Source organism: Providencia sp. PROV109, assembly GCF_033681625.1.
Classification (GTDB): Bacteria; Pseudomonadota; Gammaproteobacteria; order Enterobacterales; family Enterobacteriaceae; genus Providencia; species Providencia hangzhouensis.
In genome coordinates this window covers 2,079,959-2,097,653 of sequence record NZ_CP096320.1, presented here as the reverse complement: position 1 = coordinate 2,097,653, position 17,695 = coordinate 2,079,959, and the positions used below count along the sequence as shown (strand labels likewise).

Annotated in this window: 18 protein-coding genes and 1 other annotated feature; of the genes, 1 reads left to right on the top strand and 17 read right to left on the bottom strand. The window is 40.3% G+C overall.

Annotated elements, in window-relative coordinates:
- Positions 1-3: 3 nt before the first annotated feature.
- The 6 genes from arnD to btuC all read right to left on the bottom strand — a co-directional run bounded on the left by arnD (position 4) and on the right by btuC (position 6,924).
- On the bottom strand, positions 4-897 hold the full coding sequence (gene arnD / locus M1F25_RS09680; protein ID WP_181489626.1) for a 4-deoxy-4-formamido-L-arabinose-phosphoundecaprenol deformylase: 894 nt from the start codon (positions 895-897) through the stop codon (positions 4-6).
- Entirely contained in the window at positions 897-2,882 is a 1,986-nt protein-coding gene (gene arnA, locus M1F25_RS09675) for a bifunctional UDP-4-amino-4-deoxy-L-arabinose formyltransferase/UDP-glucuronic acid oxidase ArnA (protein ID WP_094961752.1), read from the bottom strand. The genes arnD and arnA overlap by 1 nt, the downstream gene beginning before the upstream one ends.
- A complete protein-coding gene (gene arnC, locus M1F25_RS09670) occupies positions 2,882-3,874 on the bottom strand; it encodes an undecaprenyl-phosphate 4-deoxy-4-formamido-L-arabinose transferase (protein ID WP_004263733.1) in 993 nt (330 codons plus the stop codon). Before arnC ends, arnA begins: the two co-directional genes overlap by 1 nt.
- Positions 3,874-5,019: a UDP-4-amino-4-deoxy-L-arabinose aminotransferase gene (arnB, locus tag M1F25_RS09665; RefSeq protein WP_181489625.1), complete on the bottom strand. Its 1,146-nt coding sequence runs from the start codon at positions 5,017-5,019 to the stop codon at positions 3,874-3,876. Before arnB ends, arnC begins: the two co-directional genes overlap by 1 nt.
- 127 nt (positions 5,020-5,146) lie before the next feature.
- The gene (locus M1F25_RS09660) at positions 5,147-5,917 is read right to left on the bottom strand and encodes an ATP-binding cassette domain-containing protein (RefSeq protein WP_181489624.1); all 771 of its coding nucleotides are present in this window, start codon (positions 5,915-5,917) and stop codon (positions 5,147-5,149) included.
- A gap of 2 nt (positions 5,918-5,919) precedes the next feature.
- Complete coding sequence (gene btuC / locus M1F25_RS09655) at positions 5,920-6,924, bottom strand: vitamin B12 ABC transporter permease BtuC (RefSeq protein ID WP_181489623.1); 1,005 nt, start codon at positions 6,922-6,924, stop codon at positions 5,920-5,922.
- A gap of 107 nt (positions 6,925-7,031) precedes the next feature.
- Between btuC and M1F25_RS09650 the strand changes: the two genes are divergently transcribed.
- Positions 7,032-8,144 carry a RhoGAP domain-containing protein gene (locus M1F25_RS09650; protein ID WP_272514979.1) on the top strand — a complete coding sequence of 371 codons (1,113 nt, stop codon included), beginning with the start codon at positions 7,032-7,034 and terminating at the stop codon, positions 8,142-8,144.
- Between the two features lie 51 nt (positions 8,145-8,195).
- On the opposite strand, the gene ihfA is transcribed toward M1F25_RS09650, so the two are convergent.
- The 11 genes from ihfA to M1F25_RS09600 all read right to left on the bottom strand — a co-directional run bounded on the left by ihfA (position 8,196) and on the right by M1F25_RS09600 (position 17,657).
- On the bottom strand, positions 8,196-8,492 hold the full coding sequence (ihfA, locus tag M1F25_RS09645; RefSeq protein ID WP_004263721.1) for an integration host factor subunit alpha: 297 nt from the start codon (positions 8,490-8,492) through the stop codon (positions 8,196-8,198).
- Between the two features lie 4 nt (positions 8,493-8,496).
- Positions 8,497-10,884: a phenylalanine--tRNA ligase subunit beta gene (pheT, locus tag M1F25_RS09640; RefSeq protein ID WP_181489621.1), complete on the bottom strand. Its 2,388-nt coding sequence runs from the start codon at positions 10,882-10,884 to the stop codon at positions 8,497-8,499.
- 14 nt (positions 10,885-10,898) lie between these two features.
- The gene (gene pheS / locus M1F25_RS09635) at positions 10,899-11,882 is read right to left on the bottom strand and encodes a phenylalanine--tRNA ligase subunit alpha (RefSeq protein WP_004263717.1); all 984 of its coding nucleotides are present in this window, start codon (positions 11,880-11,882) and stop codon (positions 10,899-10,901) included.
- Positions 11,883-12,005: 123 nt separating this feature from the next.
- Positions 12,006-12,135, bottom strand: a sequence feature (Phe leader region).
- Positions 12,085-12,129: a pheST operon leader peptide PheM gene (gene pheM / locus M1F25_RS22465; protein WP_136134757.1), complete on the bottom strand. Its 45-nt coding sequence runs from the start codon at positions 12,127-12,129 to the stop codon at positions 12,085-12,087. (Overlaps the previous feature by 45 nt.)
- Before the next feature lie 89 nt (positions 12,136-12,224).
- The gene (gene rplT / locus M1F25_RS09630; protein WP_004263714.1) at positions 12,225-12,581 is read right to left on the bottom strand and encodes a 50S ribosomal protein L20; all 357 of its coding nucleotides are present in this window, start codon (positions 12,579-12,581) and stop codon (positions 12,225-12,227) included.
- Positions 12,582-12,627: 46 nt separating this feature from the next.
- Positions 12,628-12,825, bottom strand: a complete 198-nt coding sequence (gene rpmI, locus M1F25_RS09625; RefSeq protein WP_004263702.1) for a 50S ribosomal protein L35 — start codon at positions 12,823-12,825, stop codon at positions 12,628-12,630.
- A gap of 95 nt (positions 12,826-12,920) precedes the next feature.
- The gene (gene infC / locus M1F25_RS09620; RefSeq protein WP_071524539.1) at positions 12,921-13,460 is read right to left on the bottom strand and encodes a translation initiation factor IF-3; all 540 of its coding nucleotides are present in this window, start codon (positions 13,458-13,460) and stop codon (positions 12,921-12,923) included.
- Between the two features lie 345 nt (positions 13,461-13,805).
- A complete protein-coding gene (gene infC, locus M1F25_RS09615; RefSeq protein ID WP_071524538.1) occupies positions 13,806-14,345 on the bottom strand; it encodes a translation initiation factor IF-3 in 540 nt (179 codons plus the stop codon).
- A 3-nt stretch (positions 14,346-14,348) separates the two neighbouring features.
- On the bottom strand, positions 14,349-16,277 hold the full coding sequence (thrS, locus tag M1F25_RS09610) for a threonine--tRNA ligase (protein ID WP_004910357.1): 1,929 nt from the start codon (positions 16,275-16,277) through the stop codon (positions 14,349-14,351).
- A gap of 257 nt (positions 16,278-16,534) precedes the next feature.
- Positions 16,535-17,122, bottom strand: a complete 588-nt coding sequence (locus M1F25_RS09605; protein ID WP_110591604.1) for a hypothetical protein — start codon at positions 17,120-17,122, stop codon at positions 16,535-16,537.
- Positions 17,123-17,207: 85 nt separating this feature from the next.
- Positions 17,208-17,657, bottom strand: coding sequence for a methyltransferase family protein (locus tag M1F25_RS09600; protein WP_096863950.1), 450 nt, complete (start codon positions 17,655-17,657; stop codon positions 17,208-17,210).
- Between the last annotated feature and the right edge of the window lie 38 nt (positions 17,658-17,695).

Here is a 17,695-nt window from a genome sequence, read left to right as displayed (position 1 = left end):
TGCTTATTCCTCTTCTTGGCAGCCTAGCCAGCCTTCACGCCCAGAGAATGGTGCCCTCACCACACGCCCTTTTGGCAATGAATTCAAATCGTCTGGCAGTAATTCACTCAATGTACAGAATTGGATATCTTCTTGTGTAATTCGTTCCAATAATTGTGAAAATTGTTCCGATTTAGACATCCCTTCCACTTCAGTGTGAATAGTATAAACTGGAATGCCTTGATCTTCTTTAATTGCTTGAAGAATAAAATCATTAAATGCCTCATCACTCACGACTGTTCCCACAACTTCATCGTAAGTCGGCAGTGTTACAGGAATTTGAACTGTCCCTAATGAGCCATCCGCTAAAATTGGCCTAAATGGATATTTACCACGGCAATCACTGTTGTAGTCAAAGTTAAACGTTTGTTTAACTTCCAATACGCGCTCATCGCCTCGCCAACCAGCGACGGCTGAACAAGTCACACGATGCCCAATAGCTTGCTCCAATGCATCAACACCTAGCTTGACCTGCTCAGTCAGTTGCGGTTTGCTCCATTTCGCAACCTTAGCCTGCCAGCCTTGATGATCCCATGCATGTAAGCCAACTTCATGGCCAGCATCCAAGGTTTGTTTCATCAAGTAACCTAAATCCTTAGCAATTTTTTTACCCGGCCATGCTGTGCCCGCTAATAAGATATCTAACCCATAAAGGGATGCTGCATTAGACCTAAGCATTTTCCACAGAAATTTAGGACGCAAAAGGCGCCATAAATGGCGCCCCATGTTATCGGGTCCTACGCTGAAGAAAAAGCTGGCCTGAATATTATGCTCTTTGAGCACTTTGAGTAACTGTGGAACCCCTTTTAATGTACCTTGGTAAGTATCCACATCAATTCTCAAGCCAACTTTTTTCATTAGTCTTTATTACCTAACTCTTCAACAGCACCTTGTAAGAAGAAATCTAATGTTTCTTCAATGGTATCTTTCATATCGATAGTTGGAACCCAGTCTAGTAAACGACGTGCGTTTTCAACACTTGGTTTACGGTGTTCAACGTCTTGATACCCTTGGCCATAATAGCTGCTGCTTTCGATTTCACGGAAACCTGCAAATGGAGGGAATTTTCCACGTTGTGGGTGTTTTTCGAAGCTTTCCAGCAACATTTCCGCTAATTCACGAATACTGGCTTCATTCGTTGGGTTACCGATATTGATGATTTGGCCGTCACACTTACCATCTTTATTTTCGATAATACGGAACAGTGCTTCAATACCGTCTTTAATATCTGTAAAACAGCGTTTTTGTGCACCACCATCAACCAGTTTAATCGGAGAACCTTCAACCAAGTTCAAGATCAACTGTGTAATTGCACGAGAACTACCAATACGCGCAGAGTTCAAGCTATCTAAACGTGGTCCCATCCAGTTAAATGGACGGAATAAGGTGAACTTCAGACCTTCTTTTGCACCGTATGCCCAAATCACTCGGTCAAGTAATTGTTTAGATACTGAGTAAATCCAACGTTGTTTATTGATTGGACCTACGATCAGGCGTGATTCATCTTCATCAAACTCTTTATCATCACACATACCATAAACTTCAGAAGTTGATGGGAAAATGATGCGTTTGTTGTATTTCACACAGTAACGTACAACTTTTAAGTTTTCTTCGAAGTCTAACTCGAAAACACGCAGTGGGTTACGGGTATATTCGATTGGCGTCGCGATCGCAACCAAAGGCAGAATAACGTCACATTTTTTGATGTGATATTCAATCCATTCTGTATGGATGCTAACGTCACCTTCAATAAAGTGGAAACGTGGGTTACCAATAAAACGTTCAATTGCGGAAGAACCGATATCCATACCATAGATATCGTAATTACCGTCTTTTAACAGGCGCTCAGTCAAGTGGTTACCGATAAAGCCGTTAACACCAAGGATCAGAACACGTGTACGACGTTTTACTTGTGCCGTTGGTTTTGCACCAACACGAACATCTGTCACGATACCCATTTCGTTAGCAAGGCGGCTACCTTGCATATATAAACCCGTCTCACTTTGGCCACTAATCACTTCGATAGCACCTTGACCGCAAGCGATACACAGTGGGTCACTCGAAAGTACCGTACCTGCTGGTTTACCTTGGTTATCATCTAAAACGCGTGCGCGCCAAATAACCATTTTGCGTGCACCTAAATAGGTAAACGCACCTGGGTAAGGTTCAGTCACTGCACGAATCAAGCAATTAACGTCTTTTGCACTGTCGTTCCAATTAATCAAACCATCTTCAGCGGTACGGCGACCAAAGTACGTTGCTTGACTTTCGTCTTGTGCAACGGCTTTGTAGCTACCAGCTTCGATTAATGGCAGTGTTTTATCCAGCAAAACTTCCGCCGCTTCACGGACTTTCGCATGTAAAGTCAGGCTAGTGTCTGTATCGGTAATAACCACTTTTTCTTGAGCAATGATATCGCCAGCGTCGGCTTTAGCTACCATTTTATGTAAGGTTACACCTGTTTCGCTTTCGCCTTTTAATAATGCCCAATTAATAGGCGCACGACCGCGATATTTAGGGAGTAATGAACCATGTAAATTAAACGCACCTTTAGGCGCGATAGCTAACAGCTCTTCACTCAACATATCACGATAGTAGAAGGAGAAAATCACATCAGGTTTCATTTCGCGAATACGTTCAATCCACAATGGGTGATTAACGTTTTCAGGCGCAAAAACAGGAAGCTCCATGTCAGCACTTAAACGCGCAACAGAGGAGTAAAAGTGGTTTTCATTTGGGTCATCAGTGTGGGTAAACACTGCTTGGATATCAAAACCTGCTTTTTCAAGCGCTTTTAGCCCTACGCAGCCAATATCATGATAGGCAAAAACAATAGCTTTCATTAGTCTTCTTCCTGATTTTTGTCGGATTTCGCATCTGCTCCAACGACTTTTTGAATAAAATAACGAGGTCTCGCGCGCACATCATTGTAGATCCTACCAATGTATTCGCCCAATAAACCCATGGCAACAAACTGTGCACCAATAAACATAAAGAGTACTGCAAACAGCGTGAATACGCCATCTGCGGCCCACTCTGCGCCAAAAATTAAACGCAATGCAATTAACAATACCGCTAATAAAAAACCGCCAGCGGCGATAATACTACCGACAACACTCAATAAACGCAGTGGTGCCGTAGTCAGGCATGTTAATAAGTCATACATTAAATTAATCAGCTTCATAAAGCTGTATTTAGAATCACCAAACTCGCGTTCTGCATGCGCTACATCAATTTCAATGGTTCTACGTGCAAATGTATTTGCTAAAATAGGAATAAATGTACTTCTTTCATGACATTGCAACATAGCTTGAATAATATGACGGCGATACGCACGTAACATACAGCCATAGTCACCCATAGAGCGGCCTGTTGCTTTGGTGATCATCGCATTAATCATTTTAGACGCTGTTTTGCGAAACCAAGAATCTTGGCGATTCGCACGGCGTGTACCAACTACATCATAACCTTGCATCGCAGTTTGCACTAAACGAGGGATTTCCTCTGGCGGATTTTGCAAATCCGCATCCAAAGTAATTACTAAATCACCATCCGCTTGGTTAAAACCTGCCATAATAGCAGAATGCTGACCATAATTACGGTTTAAAATAATTGCAATAACGTGGTTTTCTGGATTTTCCGCTGCTTCTGTAAGCATTTGCGCTGAACGGTCGCTACTACCATCATCAACTAAAATTAATTCATAAGATTGAGTTAATTGTTTACATGACTTGATAGTACGTTCTAGTAATTGCGGTAAGCTCTGCTCTTCATTATAGACAGGGATTACCACTGAGACTTTTTTTATCTCATCAAATTCATCTGCGTGTGACACTATTTTGACTCCAAAAGAACTGCTTCTACAGCTTTGACAACCCGTTCAACATCTGCATCAGTCATATCAGGGAATAATGGTAAAGAACATAATGTCGCACTATTCCATGTTGACTCAGGCAATGTTAATTCAGGATATTTTTCACGGTAATATTTTTGTGTATGAGCTGCGCGAAAATGTAACCCAGTACCAATATCGTGCTCTTTCAATTTTTCCATAAAAGTGTCACGGTCAATACCACATTGTTTTTTATCTACACGCACCATAAATAAATGATTTGAATGCAAATGAGAATAATCAGGCACACTAAGCATCTGTAATGGGGAATTTTTTAACAATTCACGATAACGAGCTGTCAACTCTGCACGACGCTGGTTTAATTGCTCGACACGAGATAACTGCACAACGGCTATTGCCGCATGGATATCAGACAAATTGTATTTAAAACCGGGCACAACGACTTCGGCTTGTGGTTTGCGACCCTGCATTTGCCTATCAAACGCATCGACGCCTAGACCATGGAATTTGAGTGTACGCACACGCTGAGCTAGCTCATCGTCATCAGTTACAACTAACCCACCTTCTGCACAGGTCACATTTTTAATTGCGTGAAACGAGAAAATAGACGTGCCTTTCTCTCCAACCCACTCGTTTTTATATCGTGTACCAACAGCATGTGCAGCATCTTCAATTAAAGCCACACCCGCTTTTTGAGCAATTAAACGTAACGCGTCTAAATCACAAGGCGCCCCAGCATAGTGAACTGGAATAATTGCTTTGGTTTTTTCCGTTAGCGCATTTTCTACGGCATCGGGTTGGATCATTAATGTGTCACGATCAACATCAATCATCACAGGGGTTGCACCAAGCAATTCAATCATGTTAATCGTAGAAACCCATGTTTGTGATGGTGTAATAATTTCATCACCAGGGCCAATACCTAATGCCATTAAGACAACATGCATCCCCGCTGTTGCAGACGAAAGTGCAATCGCATGCTTACAACCATAACGTTTACAAAAATCTTCTTCTAATTGATGATTCTGTGGGCCTGTTGTTATCCAGCCTGAACGCAGAACTTTTTCAACTGCCTTGACCTCTTCATCACCGATTGCCGGTTTTGAAAATGGTAAGAAATTGCTCATATTGTTTATAGCCTAGTTTTCATTGTGAATAGAATATTCTAGTTAATGATACTTTAACCGAACCTCAACACCTGCAAACATTTGCTGCTTTATCAGATAGAAAAATGTGGGTTGAAAACAATTTTTCTTAATCCGATAAATTTATAATTTGCCACATTCTATTAGATGTGCTCTGACTTAACTTAATTTCAGACATAAAAATGTCAGATAAGTTTTTTTCTGTCATCACATTTTCTGGTTTTCCTGTCACGGTTAGCCTTCCTTGCTTCATCATCCATATATTGGATGCATTTTTATAAGAGTGACTTAAGTCATGTCCACTCATTATAACGGTTCCTGAACAATCACAAAAATTTTTAGTCCATTTATCTAACATTGCTTGCTGAACAATATCTAAATTATTCATGGGCTCGTCAAATAATAGATATTTTCCGCTAAATGCTCCATCATCCCACACTTGTAAAAAGGTAGCGGTAATTCTAACACGTTGCCACTCTCCCCCGGAAAGCTGAACCAAAGGTTTACGTAATAAAGGCGTTAATTGAAAATCTGTACATAGCCGTTCAAAAATAGCAGCAGACAATTTCATATTAGGCAAAAATAACTCTAGGTATTGAAAAACTTTTAAGATTGGGATCTGGCTTACAAGTTGTGGCAGATAAGCCCTCTGAGTCGTTAATTGAGAAACTCGATATTGTTGAAGGGGGATTCTATTAATTATTATTTCACCCTCCACAGGTAAATAACCGCTAAGCGCCTCTAGTAAAGTGCTTTTACCTGCTCCATTCGCTCCTAATAAATGAATTTGCTCCCCAGAAAAAACCTGAGCAGAGAAATTAATTAAGCGTTGTCCCGCACAAATGTTCTTAATATCAATGATTGGTTGGTTACGTACCATATTTACTGCCACCGCTGTTGACGAATGAGTAATATTATAAATATGGGAGCTCCCAACGTGGCGGTAATAACACCGATTGGAACCTCTGCATTCGCAATCAATAAACGTGATAACAAGTCGGCAATCAATAATCCTAAGCCCCCCGCTATTGCACAAGCAGGCAATAATAAACGGTTATCGGTTATACCGATTAATCGTAATATATGAGGAACAACCAAACCAATAAAACTAATTGCACCTGCCATGGCGACACTAAGCCCAATTAATACACCACTGATAATAATCAGTATAAAACGCCATTTACGAATCGAAATACCGAGTTGATAAGCTTGCACCGCTCCAAGAGAGAGATAATTCAATATTTTCCCTTGAAAAAGTACCCAACATAAAAATGGCAGGCTAGCAATGACTAAACCACTTTGGCGCCAATCCACTCCACTGAAACTTCCCATCATCCAATATAGGAGCTGACGCAAATCCAAATTACTACTCATATACACCATCCATGTCATACAAGCGCCGCTAATCACCCCAAGTGCGACACCTACTAGTAACAAACTGGCGTTGTTTAGATTTTTACGGCGAGCAAAATACAGCAAGATAGAGGTAAAAAATAAAGCCCCCATGATAGCGCTGCTACTTAATAACCAATAATGTGTTACGCCAGATGACAATAGTACTGTAAAGACTACAGCAACACCCGCTCCATTGCTTACCCCTAATAACCCAGGCTCGGCTAGTGGGTTTTCAAATAAAGCTTGCATAAGAGCGCCAGTAACAGCTAACGCTGCACCAATAACTATCACGGCTAATAGGCGTGGAAAACGAATTTGCCAAACAAAAAGCTGTGCACTTTCTCCGCCCCATTGATTCGGCCAATACCATATTTCCCCAACACAAAGGTAAAAAACGGACACGATACACAGACTGATAACCAATATAACAATCAAACGTAAGTCCGTTGCTTTTTGTCTATTTTTCAAATGCTCAAGTTGGTTAGCTATCATGATAATAATTTTTTTTCATTAAGTTAATGAATTATAGCTTTTTATGTAAGAGATAGTATATGAATGAATCTAAACTCCTTTAGTTTTTTTACTCTGGAGTAATACATATGAACAGTTCTAAAATAAATTTTTCTACAAATCAGATACACGTTAATAAAGCGAAATCAATTGAAGAAAGACCAAACACGTCTTTTATTCATTCACTAAAAGCCATTAAAAATACAGTAATACAGTCCCTTGCTTCTCTGTATCATGAACTCAAGTTTAAGGTAAAACATAAGTTTGACAATATTAAGATTATAGATAACCCCGCATATATTAAAAGTACAACTGCCTTACCTCCATCAGCCAATAACCAACCTACTAACAACTTTGTAAATCTACCTATTGGACCAATTCATGCGGAGCAGCTTCAGGAACAATATAAACTTGAAGCGAGTGATTTGTCAGCCCAGTACCCAACTGAAGAATGGGCAAGTGCAGCCAACAAGATCTACTTAAAAAATATTGAATTAATCAACCAGTATCCTTATGTATCTGAGGATAAAAAAGCAGAGTTTCATTCCATGAATACGATTATTTTAGCTTTGCTGAGCAACCCAACATTTATTAAACAAGAAGGTATCTTAAGAATAAGCGGTGTTACCTCTAAAATTTCCGACCTCTTAGTAAAACTAACTAATAATGCAAGCTTTAGTCAAAAAATAAGAGCAGATAATAGTTTTACACAAAATGAACTTACCGGCGCCATTAAAGCATTACGAAATAACATAATAACCAAGCATTCAAATGAAGAACACAAACTTAAAAAATTAATAAATATATATAGAGAATCAATCAATCAAGAAAATGAAACAAAAGAATATGTTAAAAATATGGTTCCAAACAAGAGAGATAAAATTTTACAGATAGCCAAAAACAACGCGGATGAAAGATTGCCTAAGCTGCAAGAACTACCATTGCATTTACAAATTTGTATGCCTCTATTTGTTAATATCGCGATACATGCAAAAGAAAACAAAATGGAACCAAAGAATATTGCCATAGCTGTTGGTGGAGGGTTGTCATCAACCAAAAGAACAACTGCCGAATATAATAATTTCAATAAGTTAAGTGAAAAGAAAAAACATAAAGTTATAATGAAAGAAACCGCTTTTAAGAATTCCGCGAATGAACTTCTTATGACGTTAATAGATAGAGAGCTCAAACAATTTATGTGACAAAAAAACAAAGACCGCCTAGGCGGTCTTTTTTCATATCAAACGATATAATTACTCTTTCGGAGTTGCTTTTTCTACACGGCTTTTTAATTTTTGGCCTGGGCGGAAGGTAACAACACGGCGGGCAGTAATTGGAATATCTTCCCCAGTTTTAGGGTTACGTCCGGGACGTTGATTTTTATCACGTAAATCAAAGTTACCGAATCCAGATAATTTTACTTGCTCACCATTTTCTAAGGAAAGGCGAACCTCTTCAAAGAAAGTTTCGACAAGGTCTTTAGCATCACGTTTGCTAACACCCAGTTTTTCAAACAAATTTTCTGACATTTCAGCTTTAGTAAGCGCCATAGGTTTAGTCCCTCAAGGAGGCTTGGAATCGCTGTTTTAACGCAGCAATACACAGATCAACGGTAGCAGTGATCTCTTCTTCTTCCATAGTACGCTGGGTATCTTGGAAGACAAGACTGATAGCAAGGCTCTTATAGCCATCCGCTATTCCTTCACCACAGTACACATCAAATAAGTTTATGCCAACTATATGATTTATGCCAACTTTTTTACACTCTGCTAAAACTTCAGCAGCAGCCACATCTTCTGGCACGACAACAGCGATGTCACGGCGGTTCGATGGATAGCGCGAAATCGCCTTAGCTTCAGGGATGACACGTTGTGCTATCGCATCACTACGAACCTCAAACACCACCGTACGACCATTTAAATCGAGTTTGCGTTCTAATTCTGGGTGAACTACACCAATAAAGCCAATGTGTTCATTTTCCAGATAAATCCCAGCACTTTGACCTGGATGCAATGCAGGATGTGCCTCAGATTTAAATGTAATTTGATTTAGTTTCCCAGTCAATTCAAAAACAGCTTCAAGATCACCTTTTAAGTCAAAGAAGTCAACAACTTGTTTATCTAATGACCAATGTTCTTCAAATCTGTTACCTGTAATGACCCCTGCCAACATAGGTTCTTGGCGAATTCCATATTCTGCTTGATTATCAAGAATAAAGCGCAGACCTGTCTCAAATAAACGAATTCTATTTTGTTGACGATTTTGATTATAGACAACCGTTCCTAATAAACCAGTCAGTAACGATAAACGCATCGCTGACATATCAACAGAAATAGGGTTAGGTAAAAGCAACGCGTCTTGTTGTGGATGCAGTAAAGCTTGAACTTTAGGGTCAACAAAACTATAAGTGATTGCTTCTTGGTAACCACGGTCAACTAACATTGCTTTAATACGTTTTAAAGGTAAGTTAGCTTCTTTGTGGTTAGTCATGGTCAAATCAGCACGTAATGGCACATCAGGGATGCTGTTATAACCATATACACGAGCAACTTCTTCCACTAAGTCTTCTTCGATTTGCATATCGAAGCGCCAACTTGGGGCGACAACATCCCATGTATTAGCAGAAACCGTGACTTTGCACCCTAAACGCGTCAAAATATCAGTAACTAACTCATCTTCAATAAAGTGACCAATCAAACGGTCTAATTTATTGCGTGTCAGTTTAATATTTGCGGCTTTTGGTAAATGCTGTTCACTGGTTACATCAATAATTTCACCGACTTCACCACCACAAATCTCAACAATTAGCGCAGTAGCACGTTCAATCGCTTTAAACTGTAATTGAGGGTCAACACCACGCTCAAAACGGTGAGATGCATCAGTGTGCAAACCGTAATTACGTGCACGACCTGTGATCGATAATGGGTCGAAGAATGCACACTCTAATAAAATATTTTTGGTTTCCGTATTAACACCTGAGTGTTCACCGCCAAAAATACCTGCAATCCCCAGTGCTTTTGATTCATCAGCAATCACTAATGTGTCTGATTTTAACGTTGCTTCACTGCCATCAAGGAGAACTAGTTTCTCCCCTTCTTTTGCCATGCGAGCAACAATAGCACCATCTAAACGGTCTAGATCATAAGCGTGTTGAGGCTGACCCAATTCTAATAAGACGTAGTTGGTAATATCCACAACCGCGTCAATAGAACGGACACCACCACGACGCAACTTTTCTTTCATCCACATTGGTGTTGGTGCAGAGACATCAATATTTTTGATCACACGACCTAAGAAACGTGGGCAGGCATTTGGTGCTTCAACTCGAATTGGGAATGAATCTTTTGTCGTTGCAGATACGGCGTTAATAACTGGTTCATTTAACTCTAATTTATTAATAACAGCGACATCGCGTGCAACCCCAAGAATACTTAAACAATCAGCACGGTTAGGTGTAATACTGATTTCAATCGCATTATCATCAAGTTTTAGATATTCACGAATATCGGTACCGATAGTGGCATCTTGTGGCAATTCAATAATTCCACTGTGGTCATCAGAAATACCCAGTTCAGAATAAGAACACAGCATACCTTCAGAAGGTTCACCACGCAGTTTTGCCGCTTTAATTTTAAAATCACCCGGTAATACCGCGCCAACCGTTGCGACAGCGACTTTCAGGCCTTGACGGCAGTTTGGTGCACCGCAGACGATATCTAATAAACGCTCACCGCCTACATTAACTTTTGTAACGCGCAGTTTATCTGCATTTGGGTGTTGGCCGCACTCAACCACTTCACCTACAACAACACCGTTAAATTGACCTGCTACGCCTTCAACACCATCAACTTCGAGACCCGCCATGGTGATTTGGTCTGATAATGTTTCACTACTGATCGCCGGGTTCACCCATTCGCGTAACCATAGTTCACTGAATTTCATGAGATAACCCCGCCTTATTTAAACTGTTTGAGGAAACGAAGATCATTTTCGAAGAATGCACGTAGGTCAGAAACACCGTAGCGTAGCATTGTTAAGCGCTCCATCCCCATACCAAAGGCAAATCCAGAGTAGACTTCAGGGTCAATACCTACATTGCGCAATACATTTGGATGCACCATTCCGCAGCCTAATACTTCTAACCATTTACCATTTTTACCCATAACATCAACTTCCGCTGAAGGTTCGGTGAATGGGAAATATGATGGTCTGAAACGTACTTGAACTTCCTCTTCAAAGAAGTTATTCAAGAAATCATGCAATGTGCCTTTTAGATTGGTAAAGCTGATATCTTTATCAACAATCAGGCCTTCTGTTTGATGGAACATTGGTGTATGCGTTTGGTCGTAATCATTACGATATACACGACCAGGAGCAATGATACGAATCGGTGGTTGTTGGCCATTCATTGTACGGATTTGTACACCCGATGTTTGCGTACGCAGTAAGCGTTTTGCATCAAACCAAAAAGTATCATGGTCAGCACGCGCGGGATGGTGAGCAGGTATATTTAACGCATCAAAGTTATGATAGTCATCTTCGATTTCTGGACCAGTTTCAACAGAGAAACCTAATTCGCCAAAAAACTCTTCAATTCGCTGAATTGTACGGGTCACTGGGTGTAACCCACCATTTTCCATACGACGCCCAGGTAATGACACATCAATTTTTTCTGATACTAGACGTGCATTAAGAATTTCAGCTTGCATCGCGTCCTTACGGGCGTTCAGTGCATCTTGAACCTGTACTTTAGCTTCATTTATCACAGCCCCTGCTGCTGGGCGTTCCTCAGCAGGCAGATCACGCAACGTTTTCATCTGTAGTGTGAAATGGCCGCTCTTGCCTAAATATTCAACACGCACTGATTCCAACGTAGCAACATCTTGGGCCTGTTCAATGGCTGCTTTTGCCTGTGCAACCAACTCAGCGAGATGTGGCATTGTTTCCCCTTTATGACCACTTGGTCTTTTTGCTAGTTATTCACTATATATATTAAGCTTCACATTCTATTTGGTAATGAATGAATACTTAACTGATTTTACTGCACTTAATCTAAAACTAGAAATGAAAAAGCCTCCCTAAGGAGGCTTTAGCGTAACTTTTCATTTCTTCTTTCTATTTACGCGAAAAAGCCCCCGAAATTCAGGTGCTAAAGTAAAAAAAGAAACGAAAAATCACAGAATGCATGTAATAAACTCTCAATAACTAACTGTATCTAAAGTATTAACACAAATAGCTATAAATGAAAAGAGGAAGTTTCCCTCCTCTTTCCAAGCAAACAATTAAGCTAAAGCGCCTTTCGCTTTTTCAACTAAAGCAGTGAATGCTGCTTTATCGAAAACTGCGATGTCTGCTAAGATCTTACGGTCGATTTCAATTGAAGCTTTTTTCAAGCCATTGATGAAGCGGCTGTAAGACAGACCGTTCTGACGAGCCGCAGCGTTGATACGTGCGATCCACAGTTGACGGAACTGACGTTTACGTTGACGGCGGTCACGGTAAGCGTATTGACCAGCTTTGATTACCGCTTGAAATGCTACGCGGTAAACACGTGAACGTGCACCATAGTAACCTTTCGCTTGCTTCAGAATTTTTTTGTGACGTGCACGGGCGATTACACCACGTTTTGCGCGAGCCATAAGCTATCTCCTATCGTCTTTATCTTATATTAACTAAATTGTTTACTTATGCGTAAGGCAGGCAAGCAACTACCAGACCCAGATCGCCCTTAGATACCATTCCTTTCGGACGTAAATGGCGTTTACGCTTAGTTGACTTTTTAGTCAGGATGTGACGAAGGTTTGCATGCTTACGCTTAAAGCCACCACCTGCAGTTTTTTTAAAGCGCTTTGCTGCGCCACGTACAGTTTTAATCTTTGGCATTTCTTTTATTTCCAACTTCGCATTGTGATTAACTACGAATTAATTAGGCGAATAACATCTATATTGCTATAAACGAGTATTACTTGCAGGCCTAATTATTTCTTCTTCGGTGCCAGCACCATGATCATCTGACGTCCTTCAATTCTTGAAGGGAAAGACTCCACGGATGCCAGTTCTTCCAGATCAGCTTTGATGCGGTTAAGCATTTCCAGACCGATCTGCTGGTGAGCCATTTCACGACCGCGAAAACGCAGTGTAACTTTAGCTTTATCACCATCTTCCAGAAAGCGAGTCAGGTTGCGTAGTTTGACCTGATAATCACCTTCATCTGTACCAGGGCGGAATTTAATTTCCTTCACCTGAACAACTTTTTGTTTCTTTTTTTGCTCTTTTTGAGATTTGCTCTTCTCATAAAGGAATTTGCCGTAATCCATGATACGACAAACTGGCGGTTCAGCATTTGGGCTGATTTCTACTAGGTCTACACCTGCTTCTTCAGCTTTTTCAAGCGCTTCGCGTGCGCTCATGATGCCTAACTGTTCACCGTCTAAACCCGTTAAACGGACCTCTGGAACACGAATTTCATCATTGATACGATTTGGACGTGTTGTTGGGATTCTTTTTCCGCCTTTAATACTTCATTCCTCCAATTGGATAAAGAGATTTGCTTCTCTCAAGCAAATACACTCGTCACTCAATAGTTACTACTTGACGCGTGTACGATATTCTTTGTTTGTCTTTATGCGCTATGCGCCGACAAAGTGATTCGACCGCGGATTTTAATGCTTCTTGCCGGATTACTCAAGTAAATCTTGCAATAAATCACACTGAACTGTTTGAAAACTTGGATTTTGAGGGAAATTTGTAGCATTGAAGCAATTATTTTTACTCATTAGATAAGACAAACAAAATAGAGAAGCAGCGCCCAAATGAGCGCTGCTAGACTCTAGCAATACTTCGCTATAACCATACTGGCTTAATTATTTTTTCTTTGGTGCCAATACCATGATCATCTGGCGTCCTTCAATCCTTGATGGGAATGATTCTACTGATGCCAGTTCATCCAGATCGGTTTTGATGCGGTTAAGCACTTCTAAGCCAATCTGTTGGTGAGCCATTTCGCGACCACGGAAACGCAGTGTCACCTTAGCTTTGTCACCATCTTCCAAAAAGCGAATTAAACTACGTAGTTTAACTTGGTAGTCGCCTTCGTCTGTTCCCGGACGGAATTTAATTTCCTTCACTTGAACAACTTTTTGTTTTTTCTTTTGTTCTTTTTGAGATTTGCTTTTCTCATAAAGATATTTACCGTAGTCCATGATACGACAAACTGGTGGCTCAGCATTTGGGCTGATTTCGACTAAGTCGACACCTGCTTCTTCTGCTTTAAAGAGGGCTTCACGCACACTCATTACACCAAGTTGCTCACCGTCTAAACCAGTGACACGGATTTCTGTTGCGCGAATTTCATCGTTAATACGATTTGGGCGCGCCGTTGGGAGTTTTTTTCCGCCTTTAATACCTTATTCCTCCATCTGATTGAGTTGACGACTGCGGATCTCTTCAAGCAGTTTTGTCATGAATTCGTTGACATCAAGGCTGCCTAAGTCTTTACCACGACGGGTACGTACAGCAACTTTACCTGATTCAACTTCTTTATCACCACATACTAACATGTAAGGGACACGACGCAGCGTGTGTTCACGGATCTTAAAGCCGATTTTCTCGTTACGTAAGTCCGCTTTCGCACGAATGCCAACACTTTGCAGCTTGCTTACTAATTCTTGAACATAATCTGCTTGGCTATCAGTAATGTTCATTACAACCACTTGCTGTGGTGCTAACCATGTTGGGAAAAAGCCTGCATACTCTTCTGTTAAGATACCAATGAAGCGTTCTAGTGAACCTAACACTGCACGGTGGATCATAACAGGAACGATACGTTCGTTATTTTCACCTACATAGGAAGCTGTTAAACGGCCCGGTAAGAAGAAGTCTAACTGGACAGTACCACATTGCCATGCACGGTCAAGGCAGTCGTACAGTGTAAACTCGATTTTCGGACCATAAAATGCGCCTTCACCTGGTTGGTATTCAAACTCAATACCTTTTGATTTCAGTGCATTCGCTAAGTCTTCTTCCGCCCTATCCCACATCTCGTCAGTACCGATACGTTTTTCAGGACGGGTTGATAGTTTTACGACAATCTTTTCGAAACCGAAAGTTGCGTAAACATCATAAATCATTTCAATACAGCTAGTTACTTCGCTTAAGATTTGCTCTTCAGTACAGAAGATATGTGCATCATCTTGAGTAAAGCCACGCACACGCATTAAGCCGTGCAGTGCACCTGACGGCTCATTACGGTGACAGCTACCAAACTCTGCCATACGCAATGGTAAGTCACGGTATGATTTCAAACCTTGGTTGAAAATCTGTACGTGACCTGGGCAGTTCATTGGTTTCACACAATATTCACGGTTTTCAGAAGAAGTCGTAAACATCGCGTCTTTATAGTTATCCCAGTGACCTGTTTTTTCCCACAGCACGCGATCCATCATGAATGGGCCTTTAACTTCTTGATAGTTATAAGCTTTTAGTTTAGTGCGTACAAAGGTTTCCAGCTCACGGAAAATTGTCCAACCGTCATTATGCCAGAATGCCATACCCGGCGCTTCTTCTTGCATATGGTATAAATCTAATTGTTTACCAATTTTACGGTGGTCACGCTTAGCTGCTTCTTCTAAACGTAATAAATAGGCCGCTAATTGTTTTTTATCGGCCCATGCGGTGCCGTAAATACGTTGCAGCATTTTGTTATCGCTGTTACCACGCCAGTATGCGCCAGCCACTTTCTGTAATTTAAAATGGTGGCAAAAACGCATATTCGGTACGTGTGGACCACGACACATATCAACATATTCTTCGTGATGATATAAACCAGGGCGGTCATCTTGGCTAATATTTTGATCTAAAATTTCAACTTTATAGTCTTCGCCACGGGCAACGAAAGTTTCACGAGCTTCGCTCCAAGAAACGCGTTTTTTCACCACATCATAATCTGTTTTGGCAAGCTCAAGCATACGCTTTTCAAGCTTTTCCAAGTCTTCCTGCGTCAGCATATGGTCTAAATCGACATCATAGTAAAAACCATTATCGATAGTAGGGCCAATCGCCATTTTCGTGTTTGGCCATAGTTGTTTAATTGCATGACCTAACAGGTGAGCACAAGAGTGACGAATAATTTCGAGTCCGTCTTCATCTTTACTCGTAATAATGGATACGTTTGCATCATGTTCAATTATTTCACATGCATCGACACGTTCGCCATTAATTCGTCCTGCAATACAGGCTTTAGCTAAACCTGCGCCGATGTCACGAGCAACATCCATCACAGAAACGGGGTGGTCAAACTGACGCTGACTTCCATCAGGAAGAGTAATAACAGGCATTAAAAAATCCTTATCAGCAGTGGTGACCCACACGAAAGATCACTTGCTTGATTATTCCAAAGTTTATAAATCAATACGTTACTAACGATTTCTCACTTCACAATGCAAGACATGTACACAAATATGGGCAATTTAAGTGCCCTATTTCGTTACATCGTGAGTAACTCAACTACTAATGATAACACAGACCTATTTTATGGTGATAGCGTAATGCCGCTAATTGTTCTTCTTCATATGAAAAATCAATACCTTCCCGATTAAATGGCAAATAAGTTATCTAACGCAGGAAATAGTTTCTCTTTTTGCTCAAAAAAAACGCGATACCAATGGGATCCACTAGGTGCGATTAACTCTTCACTGATTATCTTATTTTGTTGAAGAATAATAACCGATTGAATTGATTTCCATAAAGAGTAAATGATGTAGAAAGTGGCTATTAACGAGAGTAATAGTACATAAGTATTATCTAATTTCTCTATTTGCCAAAGTAAATAAATACAAAAGATAATTTGAATTAACGCCCGAATAATAAAGGCAATACTAAAGAATGACTTCGCATGCTGTATCGTTGCAAAACAGGGATTGGAGAGAGTTTGTCTTCTTTCTTGGACTGGAATACCATTCACATATACCATCCAATCAGATGTATCGCTATTTTTTAAGACTATTCCTTTTTCCTTCATTCCATGAATTTTAAATGAGACTACGACAGCCCAAACAACCCCGATGGTAAATAAATAAAGTATAAAACCACTTACCGAAAAAAAAGCAAAAAATACGCTGAACATTATAAAACATGCGAGTTTACTGGAATATATCCAAAATGGCGCCACCTGATAGTTCATGATTATCCTAAATATGTTTTGCGTAAATTCTAAATTTGAAGTGTACAAAACAGATTAAATGATAAAGCGTCTCATTTCCACCAATCTATAACCAACGTCTCGTTTGTTTGCTATATTTTTCCCACTCATTCTTAAATGATGCAGATAAAAAACGTTCTTCCTGTGGGATCGTGTATAAATCAGTAATCAGCCAAAATACTAACCCTGCGACCAAAAAATAAGGAGAATGTGAAAAGAAAGCTAAAGCCAAGCTCATTGATGTAAAAGCTAAATACATTGGATTACGTGAAAATCGGTAAGGCCCGTTAGTCACTAAATGCGTTGCCTTAACCGTAGGATTTGGTGATGTTTTATGTTTATAAAAGTAGTAAAGGCTTGTCGCGACCCAACTCACACTCTCCAGTGCAATTAATATACCTAAAATTCCCATCCAACCAGAAAACGTCCAGTCTAAAAGACCTTGCTTGGAAAGAAAATATACAGCGACCCCATTAGCGACTAACCAATTCAATAATGGCAATTTAAATATATTCATTGCGTTACCTGTAAGCCAAAATGATGCTATTAGCATAC